Raw genomic sequence first — 19,688 nt, 5'->3', positions numbered from 1 at the left:
AAAGGAGTGCTCACAGTGGGTGTTTATCTGGACAGTAAAACAGGATATACTTTATACAAAAACGAAACAGAGAAGCCATATTTTGTGGACAAGTCGCGATTATTAGCAGAGCTTTTTCCTCTTGTAGAAGAAGGCAGCAGTTATATATGCATTACCCGTCCACGCCGTTTTGGAAAGACTGTGATGGCGAATATGCTGACAGCTTTTTTCTCAAGAGCCTGTCAGTCGGATGACATTTTCCATAAACTTCAGATTTCTGAAATGGAAGGGTATCATCAGCACAGAAATCAATACGCGGTGATTCACATATCATTCAACGATGTTGTCGGAGAATGTTCTTCATACAGTCAGTATATCAATAGAATCGAAAAGAGGTTGATCCGAGATCTTAAACGTGCTTATCCAGAAGTTGCTCTGGAAGAGGAAGAATATGTAGTAGATGTTTTAACGGATATTTATGAAGAAAATGAAAATGCAAAATTTATTTTTGTTCTGGATGAATGGGATTATATTTTTCATCAGGATTTTGCAACAGAAGCAGATAAGAAAAAATATCTCACATTTCTGAGATCTCTGTTAAAAGACCGTCCATATGTGCGGCTGGCATATATGACAGGAATTCTCCCGATAGCGAAATATTCCAGTGGTTCAGAATTAAATATGTTTGCAGAATACACTATGGCGGGTGAGGAGAGATTTTCAGAATATTTCGGCTTTACAGAAAGGGAAGTAGATCAGTTATTTACGCGATATCAGCAGAACTGTAAATTTACTCAGAAAGTAACAAGAGAGGGGCTGCGGACATGGTACGATGGCTATCATACCCAAGCAGGAGAACGTTTATATAATCCAAGATCTGTAGTAATGTCATTGTCAAATAACAATCTTGGAAACTACTGGACAAGTTCTGGACCATATGATGAAATTTATTACTATATCGAAAATAATGTAGATGAGGTCAGAGATGATCTTGCAAGAATGGCAGCAGGAGAATCTGTTCCGGCAAAAATCCGCGAATATGCAGCAACCTCACAAAATCTCCAGACAAAAGAAGAGATTTTTTCAGCGATGGTGGTTTATGGCTTCTTAAGTTACGACAAAGGAAAAGTTTCCGTCCCAAATAAAGAACTCATGGATAAATTCACAGATATGCTACAGAAAGAACCCTCTTTGGGATATGTGTATCGTTTGGCAAAAGAATCTGGAAGGATGTTAAAAGCCACGCTTGAAAATGATACAGATACTATGTGTGAGATACTGGAAAAAGCGCATAATACAGAAATCCCATTGCTGAATTACAATAATGAGACAGACCTTACAGCAGTCATTAATCTGGTCTATCTGGCAGCACGGGATATGTACCGTGTTGAGCGTGAAGACAAAGCGGGGATTGGATATGTAGATTTCATTTTTTATCCAGAAATAGATAAAAGTTCAGATGCGATTATTTTGGAACTCAAAATAGATCACACTCCAGAAGAAGCAATAGCTCAGATTAAAGAAAAACAATACGCACTTAAATTTCAGGGAAAATTAGGTGAAACTTCCAGATATACAGGAAGAATTCTAGCGGTAGGAATCGGATATGACAAGAAGACGAAAAAGCATCGTTGCAAGATTGAGGTATTGTCTGAGCAAAAGATAAAATGTTGCTAATTGAAATCCACAAATTTTACAGGAATAAATTGATTTTAATTCTGCCGTTAAATATAGGAAGGTTACACCAATGAAAAGAAAAATAAAATGTCCCCAATGCGGGAGAGAGGTTACAGAGAAATTATGTTTTTGTGGATGGGACCTTACAGTGGATTTTGTGGCATATCCGTCTGTCAGCAGAATCCATGAAGAAACTACCCAATTTCATAAGGTCACAAATATTTATATAGAAAAAGCCCAGGAAATGCGAAAGAAAGCAGAAGAAGCATATCGGGCAAGTCTGAGTGTAGATCTGGAAGATTTGGAAAAAACAGTGTCAGATCTGAAAGAAGCTGAAAATTTAATGAAAACGATTCTACGCAGAGATGCCAGTGATGAAAACTTCGAATGGTTTGGCAAAATTTATATGCAGAGGGAAATCATCCAGAGGAAACTTCAGAAACCATCCGGGCTCAAAATAAATTTGAATGTGTCAAAGCAGAGGCGGGTACCGGAATATGCAGAGCAGCTTAAATTTTCCAAAACTCTCCGTGAAGCAGACAAGGGAAATACAGAAGCACAGTTTGCAGCTGGATATATGTAGGAGTACGGAAAAGGAACAGAGATTGATTATGGTCAGGCGGTAAAATATTATCAGATGGCAGCCAGGGCAGAACATAGAGGAGCACAGCACAATCTGGCAGTGCTCTGCTATACAGGGCACGGCGTGGAAAAAGATTTAAAACAGGCGTATGAATGGTTCAGGCGTGCAGCGCAAAATGGTCTGGGACTTTCCATGACAATGCTTGGAACTATGTGCGAAAATGGCGAATACATACGAAAGAATCTGAAAACTGCACTTTATTGGTACCAGGAGGCTTACAAAGCCGGTGACAAAGCTGCCTACGACAAGTGGCAGAAAGCAAAAACAAAGGCAATAAGGAATTCATGAGTCAGGCGTATTGAATATATAATGAGAAATGATTGGAGGGAAAAAATAATGCGAGATCGTCTGGAAAGATTTATAGAACCGCAGGAGCAGGATTATGAACAGGCTCTTAAAGAAATTCGTAATGGAAGGAAAGTAAGCCATTGGATCTGGTATATTTTTCCACAGTTAAGAGGACTTGGAAAAAGCTATATGTCGGATTATTATGGAATCCGAGACTTGGATGAGGCAAAGGCATTTTTGCAGGATCCATATCTGGGAAAGCATTTACAGAAAATTTCAGAAGCATTATTAAATCTGGACAATGACAATGCAACTCAGATCATGGGAAGACCGGATGACATGAAACTGAAATCTTCCATGACCTTATTTGCCTGTGCAGACCCGGAAAATGCTGTTTTTGAGAAAGTACTGGAAAAATTTTATAATGGACATAAAGATGGGCGGACATTAAAAATGCTTTCGAAAGAAAATGGGTAATACGAAAATGCAGTGGATGAACTGAAATGGAGTAAGCGCTTACGAAATGGATTTATTCTCTATAGAAAATACAGGAATAAAAACCAGCCCCATGAATCAAAATTTTCATGATTCACAGGGCTGATTTTTATTTTACAGAAAAAGTCTATTTCTTCCGTCTGCACAGCCAGAAGCATCCGAATGCAGGAATCTGCACTCCTTTGGCTTCGAGTTCGCGGCCGGAGATCAGGTCAGTGTACATACCGTCGTCTTCGTTGATCCATGCAACCTTGTCAAATTCACTGAAGTTGTAGATACCGATGAACTTCTCTTCATCATTTTCACGCACGAGAGCAAGGATAGAATCATCCCAGGTATCAATAGTGCGGATCGGTACCTCACTGTTGAATACGCTGTGTTCCATACGGAGATGTTCCAGCTTGTCAAGTACAGGGAAGAGTTTGCCCTGAACAGTTTCCGGACGATTACGGTTCTCGGCGAGATCCCATCGGAAGTTTCCTCTGTGGAGGTAACGGGAATCGGCAGCTTTGTCCGGATCATCCTTGTAGGAGTAATCGTTGAGCTGTGCAATCTCATCACCGCTGTAAATGACCGGAATACCGGACTGTGAAAGCATGAATGCATGCAGTGTGATGTCATAACGGATCGCACGGTCAACACCTTCTTCATTTCCTTCAAATCCGAAACGTTCAATACCGCAGAGAGAAGCAGTAGTACCGCAGAGTCTTGCATCACCAAGACGCGGGTCGTCATTGTATAGCTCGCCTCTTGCGAAAGAATCCGGATATTTTCCTGTAAGGAAATCATTCAGATATTTCTTATGAGGAACTTCCTGGATTCCGAAGTTCTCAAGGTAGTCATAATCCAGACCCCAGCCGATATCATCATGGCAGCGGAGATAATTCTGGAATACGTAATCTCTCGGAAGTCCGGCAACAATATCAAGCTGACGGCGCAGCAGGGAGACATCTCTTGTTGCAACAGTGTGCCAGGTGCTTGCCATAGTAGTTACATTGTAAAGCAGGTGGCATTCCGGTTTATCTACAGTTCCGAAGTATGGAACGACTTTTTCAGGAGCCATGACAACTTCCCCAAGGAGCAGTACGCCCGGGCAGACGATCTCGCAGATCATACGCATCATACGAACGATAGTGTGTACCTGCGGCAGGTTACGGCAGTTGGTTCCAAGCTGTTTCCAGATATACGGTACGGCATCGAGACGAACAATGTCCACACCCTGGTTTGCAAGATACAGCATGTTAAAGATCATTTCATTGAGAACGATCGGATTGCGATAATTCAGATCCCACTGATAAGGGTAGAATGTAGTCATAACATGTTTATGGATATCATCCAGCCATGTGAAGTTTCCAGGTGCAGTAGTCGGGAATACCTGTGGGCAGGTCTGCTCGTACAGAGACGGAATATCATAGCTGTCAAAGAAGAAGTAGCGGTCCTGATATTCTCTTTCACCGGCGCGTGCACGTTTTGCCCATTCATGATCCTCAGAAGTGTGGTTCATAACAAAGTCCAGGCAGACACTGATTCCACGTTTGTGGCATTCGGAAGTCAGATGTGCAAAATCATCCATGTTTCCGAGCTCTTCCTGTACCTTACGGAAGTCAGCAACTGCATATCCGCCATCGCTGCGTCCTTTAGGGGACTCAAGAAGAGGCATAAGATGGAGATAATTTACATTGCATTCCTGTACATAGTCCAGTTTCTTTTCCAGACCGGAGAGAGTACCGGCAAAAGCATTGACATACATCATCATTCCGGTAAGGTCGTTGCGCTTGTACCATTTCGGGTCCTTTGCACGGCGGATATCGGATTCTTTGAGGTCATTGCTTCTCATATCATAAAATTTCTTGAGTACAGTAAGCAGGTCATTGAGATGCATGGTAACATACGGATTGTCCTGATACAGTTCACAGTAGAGCCATTTCAGCTCGTCAAGATGTCTGGAAAGACGCTCGCAGTAGATCGCATCGTCATCTCTTGCAGGAATCTTGGCAGCCGCTTCTTTGGCAGAAACTTTAGGAGCTTCTGTCTTGGAAGTTTCTACTTTGGCAGTGTCCTCTTTGTGGGACTCGATTTTGACGGATTCTGTTTTGGCAGTTTCCACTTTCAAAGGTTCTGTCTTGGTGGTCTCAACTTTGACTGGTTCAACTTTCTTGGTTTCCACCTTAACAGGCTCAGTCTTGGAAGTTTCTACTTTGACTGCATCAACCTTCTTGGTTTCGACCTTAACCGGCTCAGTCTTAGTAGTCTCGACTTTTGCTGGTTCAACTTTTTTGGTTTCGACCTTAACCGGCTCCACTTTCTTAGTTTCCACTTTCGCCGTTTCAGCCTCTACTTTTACAGCTTCTTTCACAGGTGCTGTACTTTTGGAAGCAGCAGTCTTGGTTGCTTCACGTTTTTTCTGAAGGCGTTTTTTTGCCATGATTTATTTCCTCCCTGTTTGTTTTTTCTTATATTATAAAGCCCGAATCATAAAATCACAGTTTTATAAATTCCGGCTTACGGTCTTTAAAGACAGTATAATATGTAAAACCGCAGTCGGCAAGAATATCTGCCGCTTTATCAAATGCATAGGCGATCTTGTCCGGACCATGTGCATCGGCACCGATCGTGATGATCTCCCCACCAAGCTGTCGGTAGCGTCGGATGACTGCACGGCAGGGGTTCGGCTCGCCAAGCCCGTAATGGAACCCTCCGGTGTTCAGCTCGATTCCGCAGCCCTTGGAAATGATCGTCCGCAGGATCTCATCAAGAATGTCCTGATAGCGTCCGTAAGAGTATTCGCGGTTCTGGTTGGGACCATATCGTACCACATAGTCGATGTGCCCGTAAACATCCATTTCCGAAAATACAGCCAGATTCTCAAGAATGGACTCAAAATATTCCATATAACATTCCGATTCCTTACGCCCCTTGAAGAATTCCCTGTAATAAGGATCCTGACCATGGACGACATGAGAAGAGCCGATCACGAAATCAAAAGGAACCGATTCCAGAAGTTCCTTAAAAGAATGTTCCAGATGCGGCTGAAGCCCAAGCTCGATCCCGAAACGGACATCCAGTTTCGACTGATACTTGTCCCGAAGCATGAAAAGGTTTTCCTGATAGGCAGACAGATCCAGTTCAAAAGTTTCATTATCCGGAGTCGGCGGGTAATCCGGGTCAAGATGCTCGGTAAAGCATACACCATGAAGTCCCCGTCGGATCGCGTCCTGGATCATATCTTCCATAGGAGTGTCAGAATCTGCAGAAAAAGAAGAGTGCATATGACAGTCCCATAAGATTTGATTTGACATTTTTCTGTCCTCCTTTACATGAACTGCACCTATTATAGCATGAGAAAATGCTTCGTGCTACGCTTTCATTTCTATTTTACACATTTTTTATCATGTTTTTTTTAAAATGCACTTGAATTTTTGTACGAGATTCGATACAATATGCAATAGGTTGACGTTTCTTTAACAAACGCCATAATCAACCATTTAATTCATAGGAGGAATTTATCATGGCAGTAAAAGTTGCAATTAATGGATTTGGCCGTATCGGTCGTCTGGCTTTCCGTCAGATGTTTGGAGCAGAAGGATTTGAAATCGTTGCTATCAACGACCTTACATCCCCGAAAATGCTGGCTCACTTATTAAAATATGACTCAACACAGGGAAGATACGCTCTGGCTGACAAAGTAGAAGCAGGAGAAGATTCCATCACAGTTGACGGAAAAGAAATCAAAATCTATGCAAAAGCTAACGCTGCAGAACTTCCGTGGGGAGAAATCGGTGTAGACGTAGTTCTCGAGTGCACAGGTTTCTATACCTCCAAAGACAAAGCTCAGGCTCATATCGATGCAGGTGCTAAACACGTTGTTATTTCCGCTCCGGCTGGAAACGACCTTAAGACAATCGTTTACAATGTAAACCACGAAGGTCTTACAAACGAAGATAAGATCATCTCCGCAGCATCCTGTACAACAAACTGCCTTGCACCAATGGCTAAGGCTCTTAACGATCTTGCACCGATCAAATCTGGTATCATGTGCACAATCCACGCTTACACAGGCGATCAGATGACACTTGATGGACCGCAGAGAAAAGGCGATCTGAGAAGATCCCGTGCAGCTGCAGTTAACATCGTTCCGAACAGCACAGGTGCTGCTAAAGCAATCGGTCTGGTTATCCCAGAACTGAACGGCAAACTGATCGGATCCGCTCAGCGTGTACCAACCCCAACAGGTTCTACAACAATCCTTACAGCAGTAGTTGAAGGAAACGTAACAAAAGAGCAGATCAACGCAGCTATGAAAGCAGCTTCTAACGAATCCTTCGGATACAACGAAGATGAGATCGTATCCAGCGATATCGTTGGTATGAGATTTGGTTCTCTGTTCGATGCTACTCAGACAATGGTTCTGCCACTTGAGAACGGCACAACAGAAGTACAGGTTGTTTCATGGTATGACAACGAAAACTCCTACACAAGCCAGATGGTTCGTACAATCAAACACTTCGGCAAACTTCTGAACGCTTAATCAAGTCCATAAGTTAGAGTGTGGAGCAGGTTATTGCATTGAGCAATAGCACAAATAGACTCAGTCAGGGTCCGGTCTGATTTGGACCGGACCCATTTTTTATGAATTTGGAGGAATATTAGCATGGGATTAAACAAGAAATCCGTTGATGATATCAATGTAAAAGGCCAGAAAGTTCTGGTAAGATGTGACTTTAACGTACCTCTGCAGGACGGCAAAATTACAGATGAGAATCGTCTTGTAGCAGCTCTTCCTACAATCAAGAAGCTGATCGCAGATGGCGGAAAGATCATTCTTTGTTCACACCTTGGCAAACCGAAGGGAGAGCCGAAACCGGAATTATCTCTTGCACCTGTTGCAAAACGTCTTACAGAGCTTCTCGGACAGGAAGTTAAATTCGTTCCGAGCCCGGTTGTTGTTGATGATACTGTCAGAGCAGCTGTAGAGGCAATGAAAGACGGAGAAGTTATCCTTCTTGAAAACACACGTTACCGTGCAGAAGAAACCAAAAACGGTGATGAGTTCAGCAAAGATCTGGCTTCCCTTTGCGATGTATTCGTAAACGACGCATTTGGTACAGCCCACAGAGCACACTGCTCCAACGTTGGTGTTACCAAATATGTGGATACAGCAGTAGTTGGATATCTGATGGAGAAAGAAATTGCATTCCTCGGAAATGCTGTTGAAAATCCGGAGAGACCATTCGTAGCTATCCTTGGTGGAGCTAAAGTTTCCAGCAAGATCTCTGTTATCAACAACCTTCTTGACAAAGTTGATACTCTGATCATCGGTGGCGGTATGTCTTACACATTCTCCAAAGCACTTGGCGGACACATTGGTAATTCCCTCTGCGAGGATGATTACCTTCAGTATGCATTAGACATGCTCAAGAAAGCAGAAGAAAAAGGTGTTAAACTTCTTCTTCCAGTTGACAACAGAATCGGAGATGATTTCTCCAACGATTGCAACATTCAGGTTGTAGACCGTGGATGCATCCCGGATGGCTGGGAAGGAATGGACATCGGACCGAAGACAGAGCAGCTTTTCTGCGACGCTGTTAAGGATGCCAAGACTGTTGTTTGGAACGGACCGATGGGCTGCTTCGAAATGCCGAACTTTGCTCATGGTACAGAAGCAGTTGCCAAAGCACTTGCTGACACTGAAGCTACAACTATCATCGGTGGTGGAGACTCTGCAGCAGCAGTTAACATCCTTGGTTATGGCGACAAGATGACCCACATCTCTACAGGTGGTGGAGCATCCCTGGAATTCCTCGAAGGAAAGGAACTGCCAGGTGTAGCAGCAGCAAACGACAAGTAAAAAGCTTAGTGATTGACAAGCCGTAGGCGCAGGCAGAACTTAGCGTTTACTTGGTTCGCCGCTCTTAATGAACGCAAGTCGCAGACGCAGTGTGAATTTAGAGCCAGGCGAACAATGGCTGGTCAAATTACAATATAAAGGGAGATAATAAAAATGGCAAGAAAGAAAATCATCGCTGGAAACTGGAAAATGAACATGACTCCAAGCGAAGCAGTTAAATTAGTAGAAACCCTGAAACCACTCGTACAGAACGACGAAGTTGACGTAGTATTCGGTGTTCCGGCTATCGACATCGTTCCTGTTGTAGAAGCTTGCAAAGGAACAAACATTGCTGTAGCAGCAGAGAACATGTACTTCGAAGAAAAAGGTGCATACACAGGCGAGATCGCTCCGGCTATGCTGGTAGACGCTGGTGTTAAATATGTTATCCTTGGACATTCCGAGAGAAGAGACTACTTCGGAGAAACAAGCGAAGACGTTAACAAGAAAGTCCTCAAAGCATTTGAGCACGGCATCACACCGATCATGTGCTGTGGAGAATCCCTTGAGCAGAGAGAGCAGGGAATCACTATGGACTGGATCCGTCAGCAGGTTAAAGTTGGCCTTCAGAACGTAACAGCAGAGCAGGCTAAAACTATGGTTATCGCTTACGAGCCAATCTGGGCTATCGGAACAGGCAAAACTGCTACAAGCGAGCAGGCTCAGGAAATCTGCAAAGGTATCCGTGAGTGCGTAGCTGAGATCTACGATACAGATACAGCAGAAGCTATCCGTATTCAGTACGGCGGATCTGTAAATGCAGGAAATGCAGCAGAACTGTTTGCTATGGCTGACATCGACGGAGGTCTTGTTGGTGGAGCATCCCTCAAACCAGACTTCGGAAAGATCGTTTGCTACAAATAATAAAACGATAATTAATAAAGCCAGATACTTTGGACCAGTCAGGTGTAAAGTATCTGGCTTTTTATATTTTTCATGCACGTACAAATGTCCGCGCTTGACAAAAAACATTTTATGCCATACTATAAAAACCGAGTGGTAGAATACACCCTGAAATAAAATAAACAGGGACGAGGAGAAAGGAGCCATTTTCCAATGGAGAAAAAAGTGATTCGAGCAGCCCTTCTGGGTCTTGGTACAGTAGGTACAGGTGTTTACAAAGTAATAAAAAATCAGAAAGAAGAAATGATCCCGAAACTTGGAAGCGAAATAGAGATCAGCAAGATCCTGGTGCGCAATCTTGAGAAAGCAGCAGCCAAGGTAGATGATCCGAAGATCCTGACAAACAATTGGGATGATATCGTAAATGATCCGGAGATCGATGTGGTGATCGAGCTGATCGGCGGCATCGAGCCGGCAAAAACTTACATTTTATCAGCTCTGAATGCAGGAAAACACGTAGTTTCCGCGAACAAAGACCTGATCGCTGTTCACGGTAAGGAGCTTCTTGATGCAGCAGAGGCACATCATGTGGACTTCCTCTTTGAAGCAGCAGTTGCAGGTGGAATTCCGATCATCCGTCCGCTCAAAGAATGTCTGGCAGGCAATCACATGGCAGAAGTTATGGGTATTGTCAACGGAACAACCAACTTTATCCTGACCAAAATGACACAGGAAGGAATGGAATTCAAGGATGCACTGGCTCTTGCGACAGAGCTTGGATACGCAGAGGCAGATCCGACCGCAGATATCGAGGGACTCGACGCAGGACGTAAAGTGGCGATCCTTGCTTCCGTAGCATTCAATTCCAGAGTCGTTTTTGACGACGTATACATCGAAGGAATCACCAAGATCACAGCCAAAGACATCAAATACGCCAAAGAAATGGGCTGTGACATAAAACTCCTCGGAGTAGCAAAGAATACAGAAGAAGGGATTGAGGCATATGTCTGCCCGATGCTGATCCCAAGCAATCATCCGCTTGCAACAGTCAACGATTCTTATAATGCCGTTTTTGTAAACGGAGATGCAGTTGAGAATGCAATGTTCTACGGACGTGGTGCCGGCGAACTTCCGACAGCAAGTGCTGTTGTCGGAGATGTTTTTGAGATTGCAAGAAACATCAAAGCAGACTGCTGTGGACGTATCGGATGTACCTGCTACAAGGAAATCCCGGTAAAGAAAATGGCAGACACCCACAATCGTTATTTCATGCGGCTGATCGTAGAGGACCGTTGCGGTGTGCTGGCTGAGATGACCGCTGTGTTTGCAAAATACGGAGTCAGTGTTGCACAGATCATCCAGAAGGCAGCCCGTGCAGAGGAAAGTGCAGAGGTTGTTGTGATCACTGCCCAGGTTCGTGAGGGAGATTTCCGTACAGCAATGGAAGAATTAAGCGGCAGAAGCTCCGTGCGCAAGATCAGCAGCATGCTTCGCGTTTACGGGGAATAAGATTCAGATAAACGTATGTGATTGGAAATAAATATAAGGAGAGTGCGGCATATGGGAAATATCATGGACTATATCGAGTGGAGAGGCGATCTTCCCTTTACACAGTCAGAATTTAATGACGTAGACAATCTGATCCTGGCATGTTTTTCCTATGTCAATCTGGATGGGATCCCGGAAGCAGCCAGCCAGAATGGAATAGAACTCAAAGCGCTCACAGAGAAATTTCTTCGACTTCATACTGAGAAAGAACTCAAAGAAGACAAATCTTTTATCCGCTTTGCACCGTTTATGATGCTTGAAATGGCAAAGACCGAACGCTTCGGACAGTGTGTGATCCGTAATTATGTGAATGAGATCGTGGCGGAGGAAGCGCAGCAGTTTTCGGCGGTGGAAATTTGTCTGAGTGATGGAACTTCTTATATATCTTTCCGCGGGACCGATGATACGATCGTCGGCTGGAAAGAAGATTTTAATCTGAGTATGGGCGTTGTTCCAGCGCAGGAGAGGGCAGTGGAATATTTAAGAAGGATTGCCGGCAGTTTACAGGAAATGGTCCGCGTCGGCGGACACTCCAAAGGTGGAAATCTTGCTGTTTATGGTGCCGTGATGTGCAAAGAGATCCATCCGTGGATCCTTCAGGTTTACTCAAATGACGGACCGGGATTTTCCAGAGAGTTTCTGGAACTTCCTGAAACAGAAGCACTTCTTCCAAAAGTCACCAGGATCATTCCAGAATATTCGATCATCGGAACACTTCTGGAGCATTCCAAAGAACCGGTTCTTGTTGCAAGTTCCAACAAGGGGCTGCTGCAGCACGACGGTTTTTCCTGGGAAGTCAGTGGAAATCATTTCGCCAGCAAAGAACAGCTGAGCAGCAGGGCAGAAACTTTTGTCAGTATTCTGCACAAGTGGATCGACGGCATGGATGTAGAACAGAAAAAAGTCCTGATCGAAGATCTTTTTTCCACGATCGAAGCGTCTGGCTCTGAGAATTTAAGTGAGATCCAGGCAGGTGGTCTCAAGAGCTTCACTGCCATGCTAAAACGGATTGAAAGTTTTGCCCCGGAATCAAGAGAAATGGTGCAGGAACTTTTTCTCGCATTGTTCGGCGGATGGCTGGAGCAGCTGAAACTTCCTGACATGGAAAAAATCCCATTTTTACCGCAGAGCTTTTCCGATAAAATCCTTGAAAAATTCTAAATTTTTGGTACTATATAATAGAAAGAAACACCTACACACATTCTGCAAAATGCAGAGAAACTATATACAATAAAGGAGAACATTATGAGCAAAAAACCAACCGTTTTAATGATCCTGGATGGTTATGGATTGAATGACAAACATGAGGGAAATGCGATCTACGAAGCAAAAACTCCTGTTATGGATAAATTAATGGCAGAATATCCATTTGTTAAGGGAAATGCCAGCGGACTTGCAGTAGGTCTGCCGGATGGACAGATGGGTAATTCTGAGGTAGGTCATATGAATATGGGTGCAGGCCGCATCGTATATCAGGAACTTACCAGAATCACCAAAGAAATCAACGACGGCGACTTCTTCAAGAACGAAGCACTTCTCGCAGCAATGAAGAACGCGAAGGAAAACGATTCTGCTGTACATTTTATGGGACTTCTTTCTGATGGTGGTGTACACAGCCACAATACTCATCTCTACGCACTGCTTGAGATGGCCAAGAGAGAGGGACTGAGCAAAGTTTATGTACACTGCTTCCTCGACGGACGTGACACACCGCCGGCATCCGGTAAGGAATTCATCGAGCAGCTTGAAGCTAAGATGAAAGAAATCGGTGTTGGACAGATCGGTGTTGTTTCCGGACGTTACTACGCAATGGACAGAGATAACCGCTGGGATCGTGTAGAACTTGCATACAAAGCACTGACAGAGGGCGAGGGTGTCAAGGGTACAGACGCAGCTGCAGCAGTTCAGGCTTCTTACGACAACGACAAGACAGACGAATTCGTACTTCCGACAGTTATTGAGAAGGACGGACAGCCGGTTGCCAAGATTCAGGACAAAGACTCCGTAGTATTCTTCAACTTCCGTCCTGACCGTGCACGCGAGATCACCAGAGCATTCTGCGATGACGACTTCAAGGGATTTGAGAGAGCTAAGAAACTGGATCTTACCTATGTATGTTTCACAGATTATGATGAGACGATCCAGAACAAGCTGGTTGCATTCCACAAAGTTCAGCTTAAGAATACATTTGGCGAATATCTTGCAGCTCATGATATGACACAGGTTCGTATCGCTGAGACAGAGAAATACGCACACGTTACTTTCTTCTTCAACGGTGGTGTTGAGGAGCCGAACAAAGGCGAGGACAGAATCCTTGTAAAATCCCCGAAAGTTGCTACTTATGACCTCCAGCCGGAAATGAGCGCACCGGAAGTTTGTGACAAACTGGTAGATGCGATCAAATCTGACAAACACGATGTGATCATCATCAACTTCGCAAACCCTGACATGGTAGGACATACCGGTGTTCAGGCAGCAGCAGTTAAGGCAATCGAGACTGTTGACGGATGCGTTGGAAGAGCAGTAGAAGCCCTCAAGGAAGTAGACGGACAGATGTTCATCTGTGCAGACCATGGAAATGCAGAGCAGCTCATCGACTATGAGACAGGCGAGCCATGGACCGCACATACAACCAATCCGGTTCCGTTCATCCTTGTAAATGCAGATCCGAAATACACTCTGAGAGAGAACGGATGCCTGGCAGACATCATTCCTACACTGATCCAGTTAATGGGAATGGAACAGCCGGCAGACATGACAGGAGAAAGCCTTCTGATCGAGAAATAAATAATAAATTTTCTAAAAACGCTCCCGCATATCAAATGGTATGCAGGAGCATTTTTTTGCACAAAAAACAAGGGGGTTAGAGAAAATTCACAAAATTTGGACGTATTTAAGAAAAACGTTGCCTTTTCTGAATATTTTCTATATACTAAAAATATGTAAAAAAGAATGCGGTATATCGAAATACCGACATAAAAAAGGGAGGAAGGCGAATGAGACCTAAAGGAAAACGAATGCTGGCATGGCTGCTGGCGACGACGGTGACGCTTAGTGGCAATTCATTTACGGTACTGGCAGATGAACTGGATTTTACAGATGCACAGGAAGTACATGAGGAAGAAACTACGGAAGAACAGGCTGCTCAGGATGAGAATGCAACAGCCGAAATACAGATTCAGGATGATTTTCAGTCAGAGGAGATCGAAGAACCTGTAGTGGAAGAAGCGGAAGAACCACAGATCGAGGAAACAGAAGAATCAGAAATCACGGCAGAAGAAGTGGATGAAGAGATTCAGGAGGAACCATTATTTTCCGCAGGTGAAGAAGAAAATAATCAGGATCCGGAAGAATATAAAATCTGGTTTGAGAACCTCAGAGATGACGAATACTCTACGTATTTCTTTGACAATGAAAACGGGGAACTTCGATTAAACACAGAGAATCTGAATGGAAAAAATGCCTCTATTTCATGGGAGGTGGGAAGCAGAACAAATGATCCGGGCGGACTTGGAAATGATGAGTTTACCACAGATACAGGTCTTTCGGAAGAGATGATTTTCTGGTCAGAAAATGCGGAGAACAACAGTGTTCTTGAAATTGATGGAGCGAAATTACAGGAAGCCATCAGATGGCTCAGCGACAACAAAGGAGACGAGTACTGGTTTGAAGTACGTGCGTATGTGAATACAGAAGGTAATGACGAACCGGTATATCAGGAACAGGCAGGGCTTTATTCGAGAGAGCATGTAGAAGATTATCACCTTCCAGATGATGAGGTGCTTCTGACAGACTGGAATTACTGGGTAGGTCGATACAACTACAGCTGTTATGTAGAAAATGAGGAGTATCTGAACGGCGGTGATATTGCACTGGAATTAACAGATGTATCTGTTGTAAATGCACCCGAAGAAGAGGATGAAACACCAGTCTGCGAAATTGAGCTGGCGGATGAAGATGGCTGGAATATTCGGGCAAAGAGATTCGGAACGGCAATAGTAACACTTACTTATAAGGATATTTCCGGCGAAGAACAGCAGCACAGTTTCAGAATTTATGTAGACGGACATAAATTTACTCTGGAACCACAGTGGCCGGCATCCGGCAATAATATGCTGAAAAACAGTGAGATGACAATTTCGTTCGTCCTGCATCACGACTGGAAAAACAGCGATGAAGACCAGGGATCGGAAGATATGACTGGATGGACTCTGGAGCTTGATCCGGATGAGGGTGGATACGCATATGACACAAATCTTCTGGATGTTGAGGTTCATGGAGAAGAACATACGATTACGATCAGATCAAAAGACAATACATGGGGAACTGGTATTGCCCTCAGAGCACTGCATCCGTCAGAGGATGAGTCAGAAGAACCGACATACAGTTATGTCAATATCCCTGTTCAAGTCTGCGAAGAGTATGATGTACTCTATCCAGAAAGCATAGAGAATATTCAAGCAGGAGATGTTCTGGATTTTAATACCTGTGATCTGAAAGTAGAACGCATCAAAGAAAATCAAGAGTCTTATATCAGAGACGATGTAACATATGGTTTTGAATACGACAAAAATCAGTGGACAGATGAAGCGGCAGACGGACAGCTTCCGATTCTGAGAAGAAAAACAGCAGATGGTACCTGGGTAAATGTGATTGCCAGAGATGGAGATGGCAATGAAATTGGCCGCCGCGAATACTGGTTTGATGATCTTGATTATTCGATCTGGTTTGAAAATCTGAGAGAGGGGGACTATTCCACCTATTTCTTCAGCGATGAAAATGGTGAACTCAAATTAAACACGGAGAACCTGAATGACAGAGACACCTACATTTCATGGGAAGTAGGCTATAGAACAGATGACCAGAATGGCGGGGACGATAAGTTTACCTCAGATATGGAATTACCGGAAGAGATGATTTTCTGGTCAGAAACGGAAGATAACAGTATACTTGAGATCAATGGACAAAAACTCTGGAATGCAAACAGGTGGCTTGATGAAAATGTAGGAAATAATTTCTGGTTTGAAGTACGTGCATCTGTAAAAGTCGGAGAGGAAAACGTATATATGACTCAGGCGGGTATTAATCCGAGAGAGACACGTGAGGATTATTACTTGCCAGAAGATGAAGTGATCCTGATGGACGATGATTACTGGATAAACAGAAATTATGATGGATGGGTACAGAATCAGGAAAATCCTGATGGAAGAAATTTCGATTTTGCTGTAGCAGATGTGACTGTTTCCAATGCTGAGGACGAAGAGGATGAAACACCAGTCTGCGAAGTTGAGTATCAGGATGAAAACGGATGGAACATTCAGGCAAAGAGATTCGGAACAGCGGTAGTAACACTCACGTATGATAATCTTTCCGGTGAAGAACAGCAGCATAGTTTTAATCTTTATGTGAACAGTGACAGATTTATTCTGGAACCACAGTGGCCGACAGATGGCAGCTGCATGCTGAAAAACAGCGAGATGAAACTTTCCTTTGTTCTGACGCATGACTGGAGACACAGTGACGAAGACCAGGGTTCAGAGGAAGTTAAGGACTGGAAACTGGAATTTGCACCAGACGAGAACGGATATGCGTATGAGACAAACCTGCTGAAAAGCGTGGAGATCAACGGACATGAACTTACGATTAAATCAGGAGAAGAAACATGGGGAACCGATATTCTCCTGAAAGCGATGATTCCTTCAGAAAATGAAACCTGGGAAGATGTAGCATACAATAACCCGCATATCGAAGTCTGCGAAGAGTATGATGTACTTTATCCTGAAAGTATAGAGAATATTAATGTAAATGAAACGCTGGATCTGACTCAGTGTGGAATCAAAGTAGAACACATCAAAGAAAATGAAGAACCTTATGTTAGAGACGATGTGACTTTTGATTTCGAATATGACACAAACCAGTGGACAAACGAAGCTTCCGAAGATCAGTTCCCGATTCTGAGAAGAAATACAACAGATGGTACACGGGTAATTGTAATTGCCAGAGACGGAGATGGAAATGAAATCGGCCGCCGTGAATACTGGTTTGACGGACTGGACTATTCTGTTTGGTTTGAGAATATGAGACAGGGTGAGGATTCTACCTATTTCTTTGATGGCGAAACCGGTGAACTTCAGTTAAATACAGAAAGCCTCAAAGACAAAAAGAATGTCTCCGTCGAATGGGAAGTTGGATACCGGACAGACGTGGATGAAAATGAAAACGACCAGTTCACTCTGGTACCGACCAGTCAGAAGTTCTGGTCCGAGAAAAAAGGTGACGACAGCGTACTTGTAATTAATGGAACAAAACTCTGCAAAGCTGATAAATGGCTGGAGGAGAATGACAGAAGCGAATACTGGTTTGAAGTACGGGCGCACATAAAAATAAACGGAACAGAAGTATTTACATGCCAGTCTGGTCTTTACGGCAAAGAAAATGTTGAAGAATATTATATTAATTTTGGAGCAACACTGGAAACTGTTCCTGGCGAAAACGTATGGCTGAATCAGAACCTGAACTGCTACGTCGAAAATCCGGAGCATCCATATGGAGAACTGCTTCAGGCAAAGATAACAAAAGTCAAAACCTTAAATAAACAAATTTATAGCATTGCCTACCTCAAAAACGGATGGCGCATGAAAGCAGAAAAACCGGGAGAGACAAAAATCGAAGTTACTTATACAGATATCCATGGAAACCAGCAAAAAGGATTTTTCAATATTTCTGTAACAGATGTCTTTTACTGGTGCAACTGTATACCGGAAAACAACAGTGATTCTATTCTTGCAAATGAGGAAAAACGGTATGACCTTTCCGTATATCGCAGAGATGCGAAACATTTGGATGGCGAAAAAGTTGACAGTTCAGAGTATGAATTTGAATTAATAGAGGATTCCTATGACGAAAATGCTGTTGGATATGTAAATATCGAAGGCAATACACTGACGATCAAAGCCAAAGATGTTCAGGATCAGGAGATCTTTGTTGGATTAAGAGTAGTTTCAAAAGAAAGAGATGAGGAAGATAATCCGCTGTGGAGTGCAGAAACACAGATTTATGCTCAGGCAGTGAAGGAGTATTCAGCACAGATCCGACTGAAAGAGATCATTGATACGAATCCAAACGTTGGAGAAACAATTGATTTAAATGAACATCATCCTGGTATTTTCAAGTACAACGATGAAACGCAGGAATGGGAAGAAATACAGGATGACGAGAATGTCAGAATTCGTCTGGAATACGACGAAACAGTATGGGAGGCAGTGAATGAAGAAGCAATTCCGACACTGCGTCGTATAGCTCAGGGACAGAGTGATCTCCACCTGATTGCCGAAGAACGGCACATTGACAGATATGGAAATGAAGTGTGGGAAAAAATTGCCGAAGAAAACTGCTATTTCCCTACAGTATATGACAAAGATGCAGAATGCAGTCATATCTGGGAAACTGTGACAGACAGCAATGCAACCTGCGGCAAAGCAGGAAAACGCCATCAGGAATGTACCGCATGCCAGGCAAAGAAAACTCTTTCAGATATTCCGGCGACAGGCAAGCATAAATGGGGCAAATACACTGTAACCAAGAAAGCAACCGTATTTGCACAGGGACAGGAAACGAGAACCTGCAGTGTCTGCAAAAAGAAAGAAACCAGAAAAACAGCGAAATTAAAAGCTGCATTGAATCTTTCAGCATATGCATTCCCGCTTCAGAGAGGAAAAACAGTAACCATAAAATCATCCGGTCTCAAAAACGGAGATTACGTGAAACTGGTAAGTTCAGCAAAAAGTTCTGTTTTAAAAGCTGTAAAACTCAAAAACGGTAATATCCGGCTGACAGCTCAGAGAAGCACAAGCAAAAAGGCAGTAGCTGTAAAAGTACTGGTCAAAACCGCCGGCGGTGCAAGCAGAACTATAACAGTTACCGTCCAGAGCAACCAGGTAACAACAAAGAAGATTACCGGCATTGCCAGAAGTCTTAGCGTAAAACGGGGAAAAACCATTACGTTAAAACCTGCTCGTTATCCGTTTACCAGCCAGGAAAAAATAACCTATACAAGTTCCAATAAGAAAATCGCGACAGTAGATGCAAATGGGAGAGTAAAAGGAATAAAAACAGGAAGTGCCGTGATCACGGTAAAATCCGGAAAAGCAGTATACAAAACTACGGTAAAAGTTACAAAGTAATTTAACCAAAGCGCGGGATGCAGAAATGTATCCCGCGTTTTTTGCGGGAATAGAAAGTATAAGCAAGGATACAATAAATAAAAGATTTTTTGTTATACTGAGAAATGACATAATATAACACCTGTGCAGAAATTTGGCATTTCAT

General features: G+C 43.4%; 13 protein-coding genes and 1 pseudogene. 12 read left to right on the top strand and 2 right to left on the bottom strand.

Annotation, left to right across the window (positions count from 1 at the left end; translation table 11 throughout):
• Nucleotides 1-15: 15 nt before the first annotated feature.
• The 5 genes and pseudogenes from WMO75_RS00160 (at nt 16) to WMO75_RS00140 (ending at nt 3,064) form a co-directional block, all read left to right on the top strand.
• On the top strand, nt 16-1,656 hold the full coding sequence (locus tag WMO75_RS00160; protein WP_302247425.1) for an AAA family ATPase: 1,641 nt from the start codon (nt 16-18) through the stop codon (nt 1,654-1,656).
• A gap of 70 nt (nt 1,657-1,726) precedes the next feature.
• Nucleotides 1,727-2,239, top strand: coding sequence for a hypothetical protein (locus WMO75_RS00155; protein ID WP_349077453.1), 513 nt, complete (start codon nt 1,727-1,729; stop codon nt 2,237-2,239).
• Nucleotides 2,240-2,248: 9 nt separating this feature from the next.
• A pseudogene (locus tag WMO75_RS00150) lies at nt 2,249-2,302 on the top strand (hypothetical protein); the annotation flags it as partial.
• Nucleotides 2,294-2,587 carry a tetratricopeptide repeat protein gene (locus WMO75_RS00145; RefSeq protein WP_349077451.1) on the top strand — a complete coding sequence of 98 codons (294 nt, stop codon included), beginning with the start codon at nt 2,294-2,296 and terminating at the stop codon, nt 2,585-2,587. The pseudogene WMO75_RS00150 and the gene WMO75_RS00145, both read left to right, overlap by 9 nt.
• Before the next feature lie 48 nt (nt 2,588-2,635).
• The gene (locus WMO75_RS00140) at nt 2,636-3,064 is read left to right on the top strand and encodes a DUF1810 domain-containing protein (RefSeq protein WP_302247427.1); all 429 of its coding nucleotides are present in this window, start codon (nt 2,636-2,638) and stop codon (nt 3,062-3,064) included.
• Nucleotides 3,065-3,209: 145 nt separating this feature from the next.
• Here WMO75_RS00140 and WMO75_RS00135 read toward each other — a convergent pair whose 3' ends face one another.
• Together WMO75_RS00135 and WMO75_RS00130 are read right to left on the bottom strand one after the other, a co-directional pair.
• Nucleotides 3,210-5,507: an alpha-amylase family glycosyl hydrolase gene (locus tag WMO75_RS00135; RefSeq protein ID WP_349077449.1), complete on the bottom strand. Its 2,298-nt coding sequence runs from the start codon at nt 5,505-5,507 to the stop codon at nt 3,210-3,212.
• A 55-nt stretch (nt 5,508-5,562) separates the two neighbouring features.
• Nucleotides 5,563-6,381, bottom strand: coding sequence for a histidinol-phosphatase HisJ family protein (locus tag WMO75_RS00130; RefSeq protein ID WP_173905207.1), 819 nt, complete (start codon nt 6,379-6,381; stop codon nt 5,563-5,565).
• Between the two features lie 209 nt (nt 6,382-6,590).
• On the opposite strand from WMO75_RS00130, the gene gap reads away from it, so the two are divergent.
• The 7 genes from gap to WMO75_RS00095 all read left to right on the top strand — a co-directional run bounded on the left by gap (nt 6,591) and on the right by WMO75_RS00095 (nt 19,543).
• Nucleotides 6,591-7,610 (top strand): type I glyceraldehyde-3-phosphate dehydrogenase, encoded by a 1,020-nt coding sequence (gene gap, locus WMO75_RS00125; protein WP_015541145.1) that lies wholly within the window; start codon nt 6,591-6,593, stop codon nt 7,608-7,610.
• Nucleotides 7,611-7,733: 123 nt separating this feature from the next.
• Complete coding sequence (locus tag WMO75_RS00120) at nt 7,734-8,930, top strand: phosphoglycerate kinase (protein ID WP_298088927.1); 1,197 nt, start codon at nt 7,734-7,736, stop codon at nt 8,928-8,930.
• 153 nt (nt 8,931-9,083) lie between these two features.
• On the top strand, nt 9,084-9,833 hold the full coding sequence (gene tpiA / locus WMO75_RS00115; RefSeq protein WP_022213724.1) for a triose-phosphate isomerase: 750 nt from the start codon (nt 9,084-9,086) through the stop codon (nt 9,831-9,833).
• 192 nt (nt 9,834-10,025) lie between these two features.
• Nucleotides 10,026-11,321: a homoserine dehydrogenase gene (locus tag WMO75_RS00110; RefSeq protein ID WP_022213725.1), complete on the top strand. Its 1,296-nt coding sequence runs from the start codon at nt 10,026-10,028 to the stop codon at nt 11,319-11,321.
• Between the two features lie 51 nt (nt 11,322-11,372).
• The gene (locus tag WMO75_RS00105) at nt 11,373-12,521 is read left to right on the top strand and encodes a DUF2974 domain-containing protein (RefSeq protein WP_349077448.1); all 1,149 of its coding nucleotides are present in this window, start codon (nt 11,373-11,375) and stop codon (nt 12,519-12,521) included.
• Nucleotides 12,522-12,605: 84 nt separating this feature from the next.
• The gene (gene gpmI / locus WMO75_RS00100; protein ID WP_349077447.1) at nt 12,606-14,147 is read left to right on the top strand and encodes a 2,3-bisphosphoglycerate-independent phosphoglycerate mutase; all 1,542 of its coding nucleotides are present in this window, start codon (nt 12,606-12,608) and stop codon (nt 14,145-14,147) included.
• 209 nt (nt 14,148-14,356) lie between these two features.
• Complete coding sequence (locus tag WMO75_RS00095; protein ID WP_349077446.1) at nt 14,357-19,543, top strand: Ig-like domain-containing protein; 5,187 nt, start codon at nt 14,357-14,359, stop codon at nt 19,541-19,543.
• Nucleotides 19,544-19,688 lie beyond the last annotated feature (145 nt).

The organism is Blautia intestinihominis (assembly GCF_040096655.1).
Classification (GTDB): domain Bacteria; phylum Bacillota; class Clostridia; order Lachnospirales; family Lachnospiraceae; genus Blautia_A; species Blautia_A intestinihominis.
Note: the sequence above shows the minus strand (reverse complement) of the source record. Positions and strands in the feature narration are given on the sequence as shown.

Excerpts from the sequence above, each read along its gene's own strand:
- WMO75_RS00155 (WP_349077453.1), top strand. The coding sequence starts at position 1,727 with ATGAAAAGAAAAATAAAATGTCCCCAATGCGGGAGAGAGGTTACAGAG.
- WMO75_RS00145 (WP_349077451.1), top strand. The coding sequence starts at position 2,294 with ATGGCAGCCAGGGCAGAACATAGAGGAGCACAGCACAATCTGGCAGTG.
- WMO75_RS00140 (WP_302247427.1), top strand. The coding sequence starts at position 2,636 with ATGCGAGATCGTCTGGAAAGATTTATAGAACCGCAGGAGCAGGATTAT.
- WMO75_RS00135 (WP_349077449.1), bottom strand. The coding sequence starts at position 5,507 with ATGGCAAAAAAACGCCTTCAGAAAAAACGTGAAGCAACCAAGACTGCT.
- WMO75_RS00130 (WP_173905207.1), bottom strand. The coding sequence starts at position 6,381 with ATGTCAAATCAAATCTTATGGGACTGTCATATGCACTCTTCTTTTTCT.
- gap (WP_015541145.1), top strand. The coding sequence starts at position 6,591 with ATGGCAGTAAAAGTTGCAATTAATGGATTTGGCCGTATCGGTCGTCTG.
- WMO75_RS00120 (WP_298088927.1), top strand. The coding sequence starts at position 7,734 with ATGGGATTAAACAAGAAATCCGTTGATGATATCAATGTAAAAGGCCAG.
- tpiA (WP_022213724.1), top strand. The coding sequence starts at position 9,084 with ATGGCAAGAAAGAAAATCATCGCTGGAAACTGGAAAATGAACATGACT.
- WMO75_RS00110 (WP_022213725.1), top strand. The coding sequence starts at position 10,026 with ATGGAGAAAAAAGTGATTCGAGCAGCCCTTCTGGGTCTTGGTACAGTA.
- WMO75_RS00105 (WP_349077448.1), top strand. The coding sequence starts at position 11,373 with ATGGGAAATATCATGGACTATATCGAGTGGAGAGGCGATCTTCCCTTT.
- gpmI (WP_349077447.1), top strand. The coding sequence starts at position 12,606 with ATGAGCAAAAAACCAACCGTTTTAATGATCCTGGATGGTTATGGATTG.
- WMO75_RS00095 (WP_349077446.1), top strand. The coding sequence starts at position 14,357 with ATGAGACCTAAAGGAAAACGAATGCTGGCATGGCTGCTGGCGACGACG.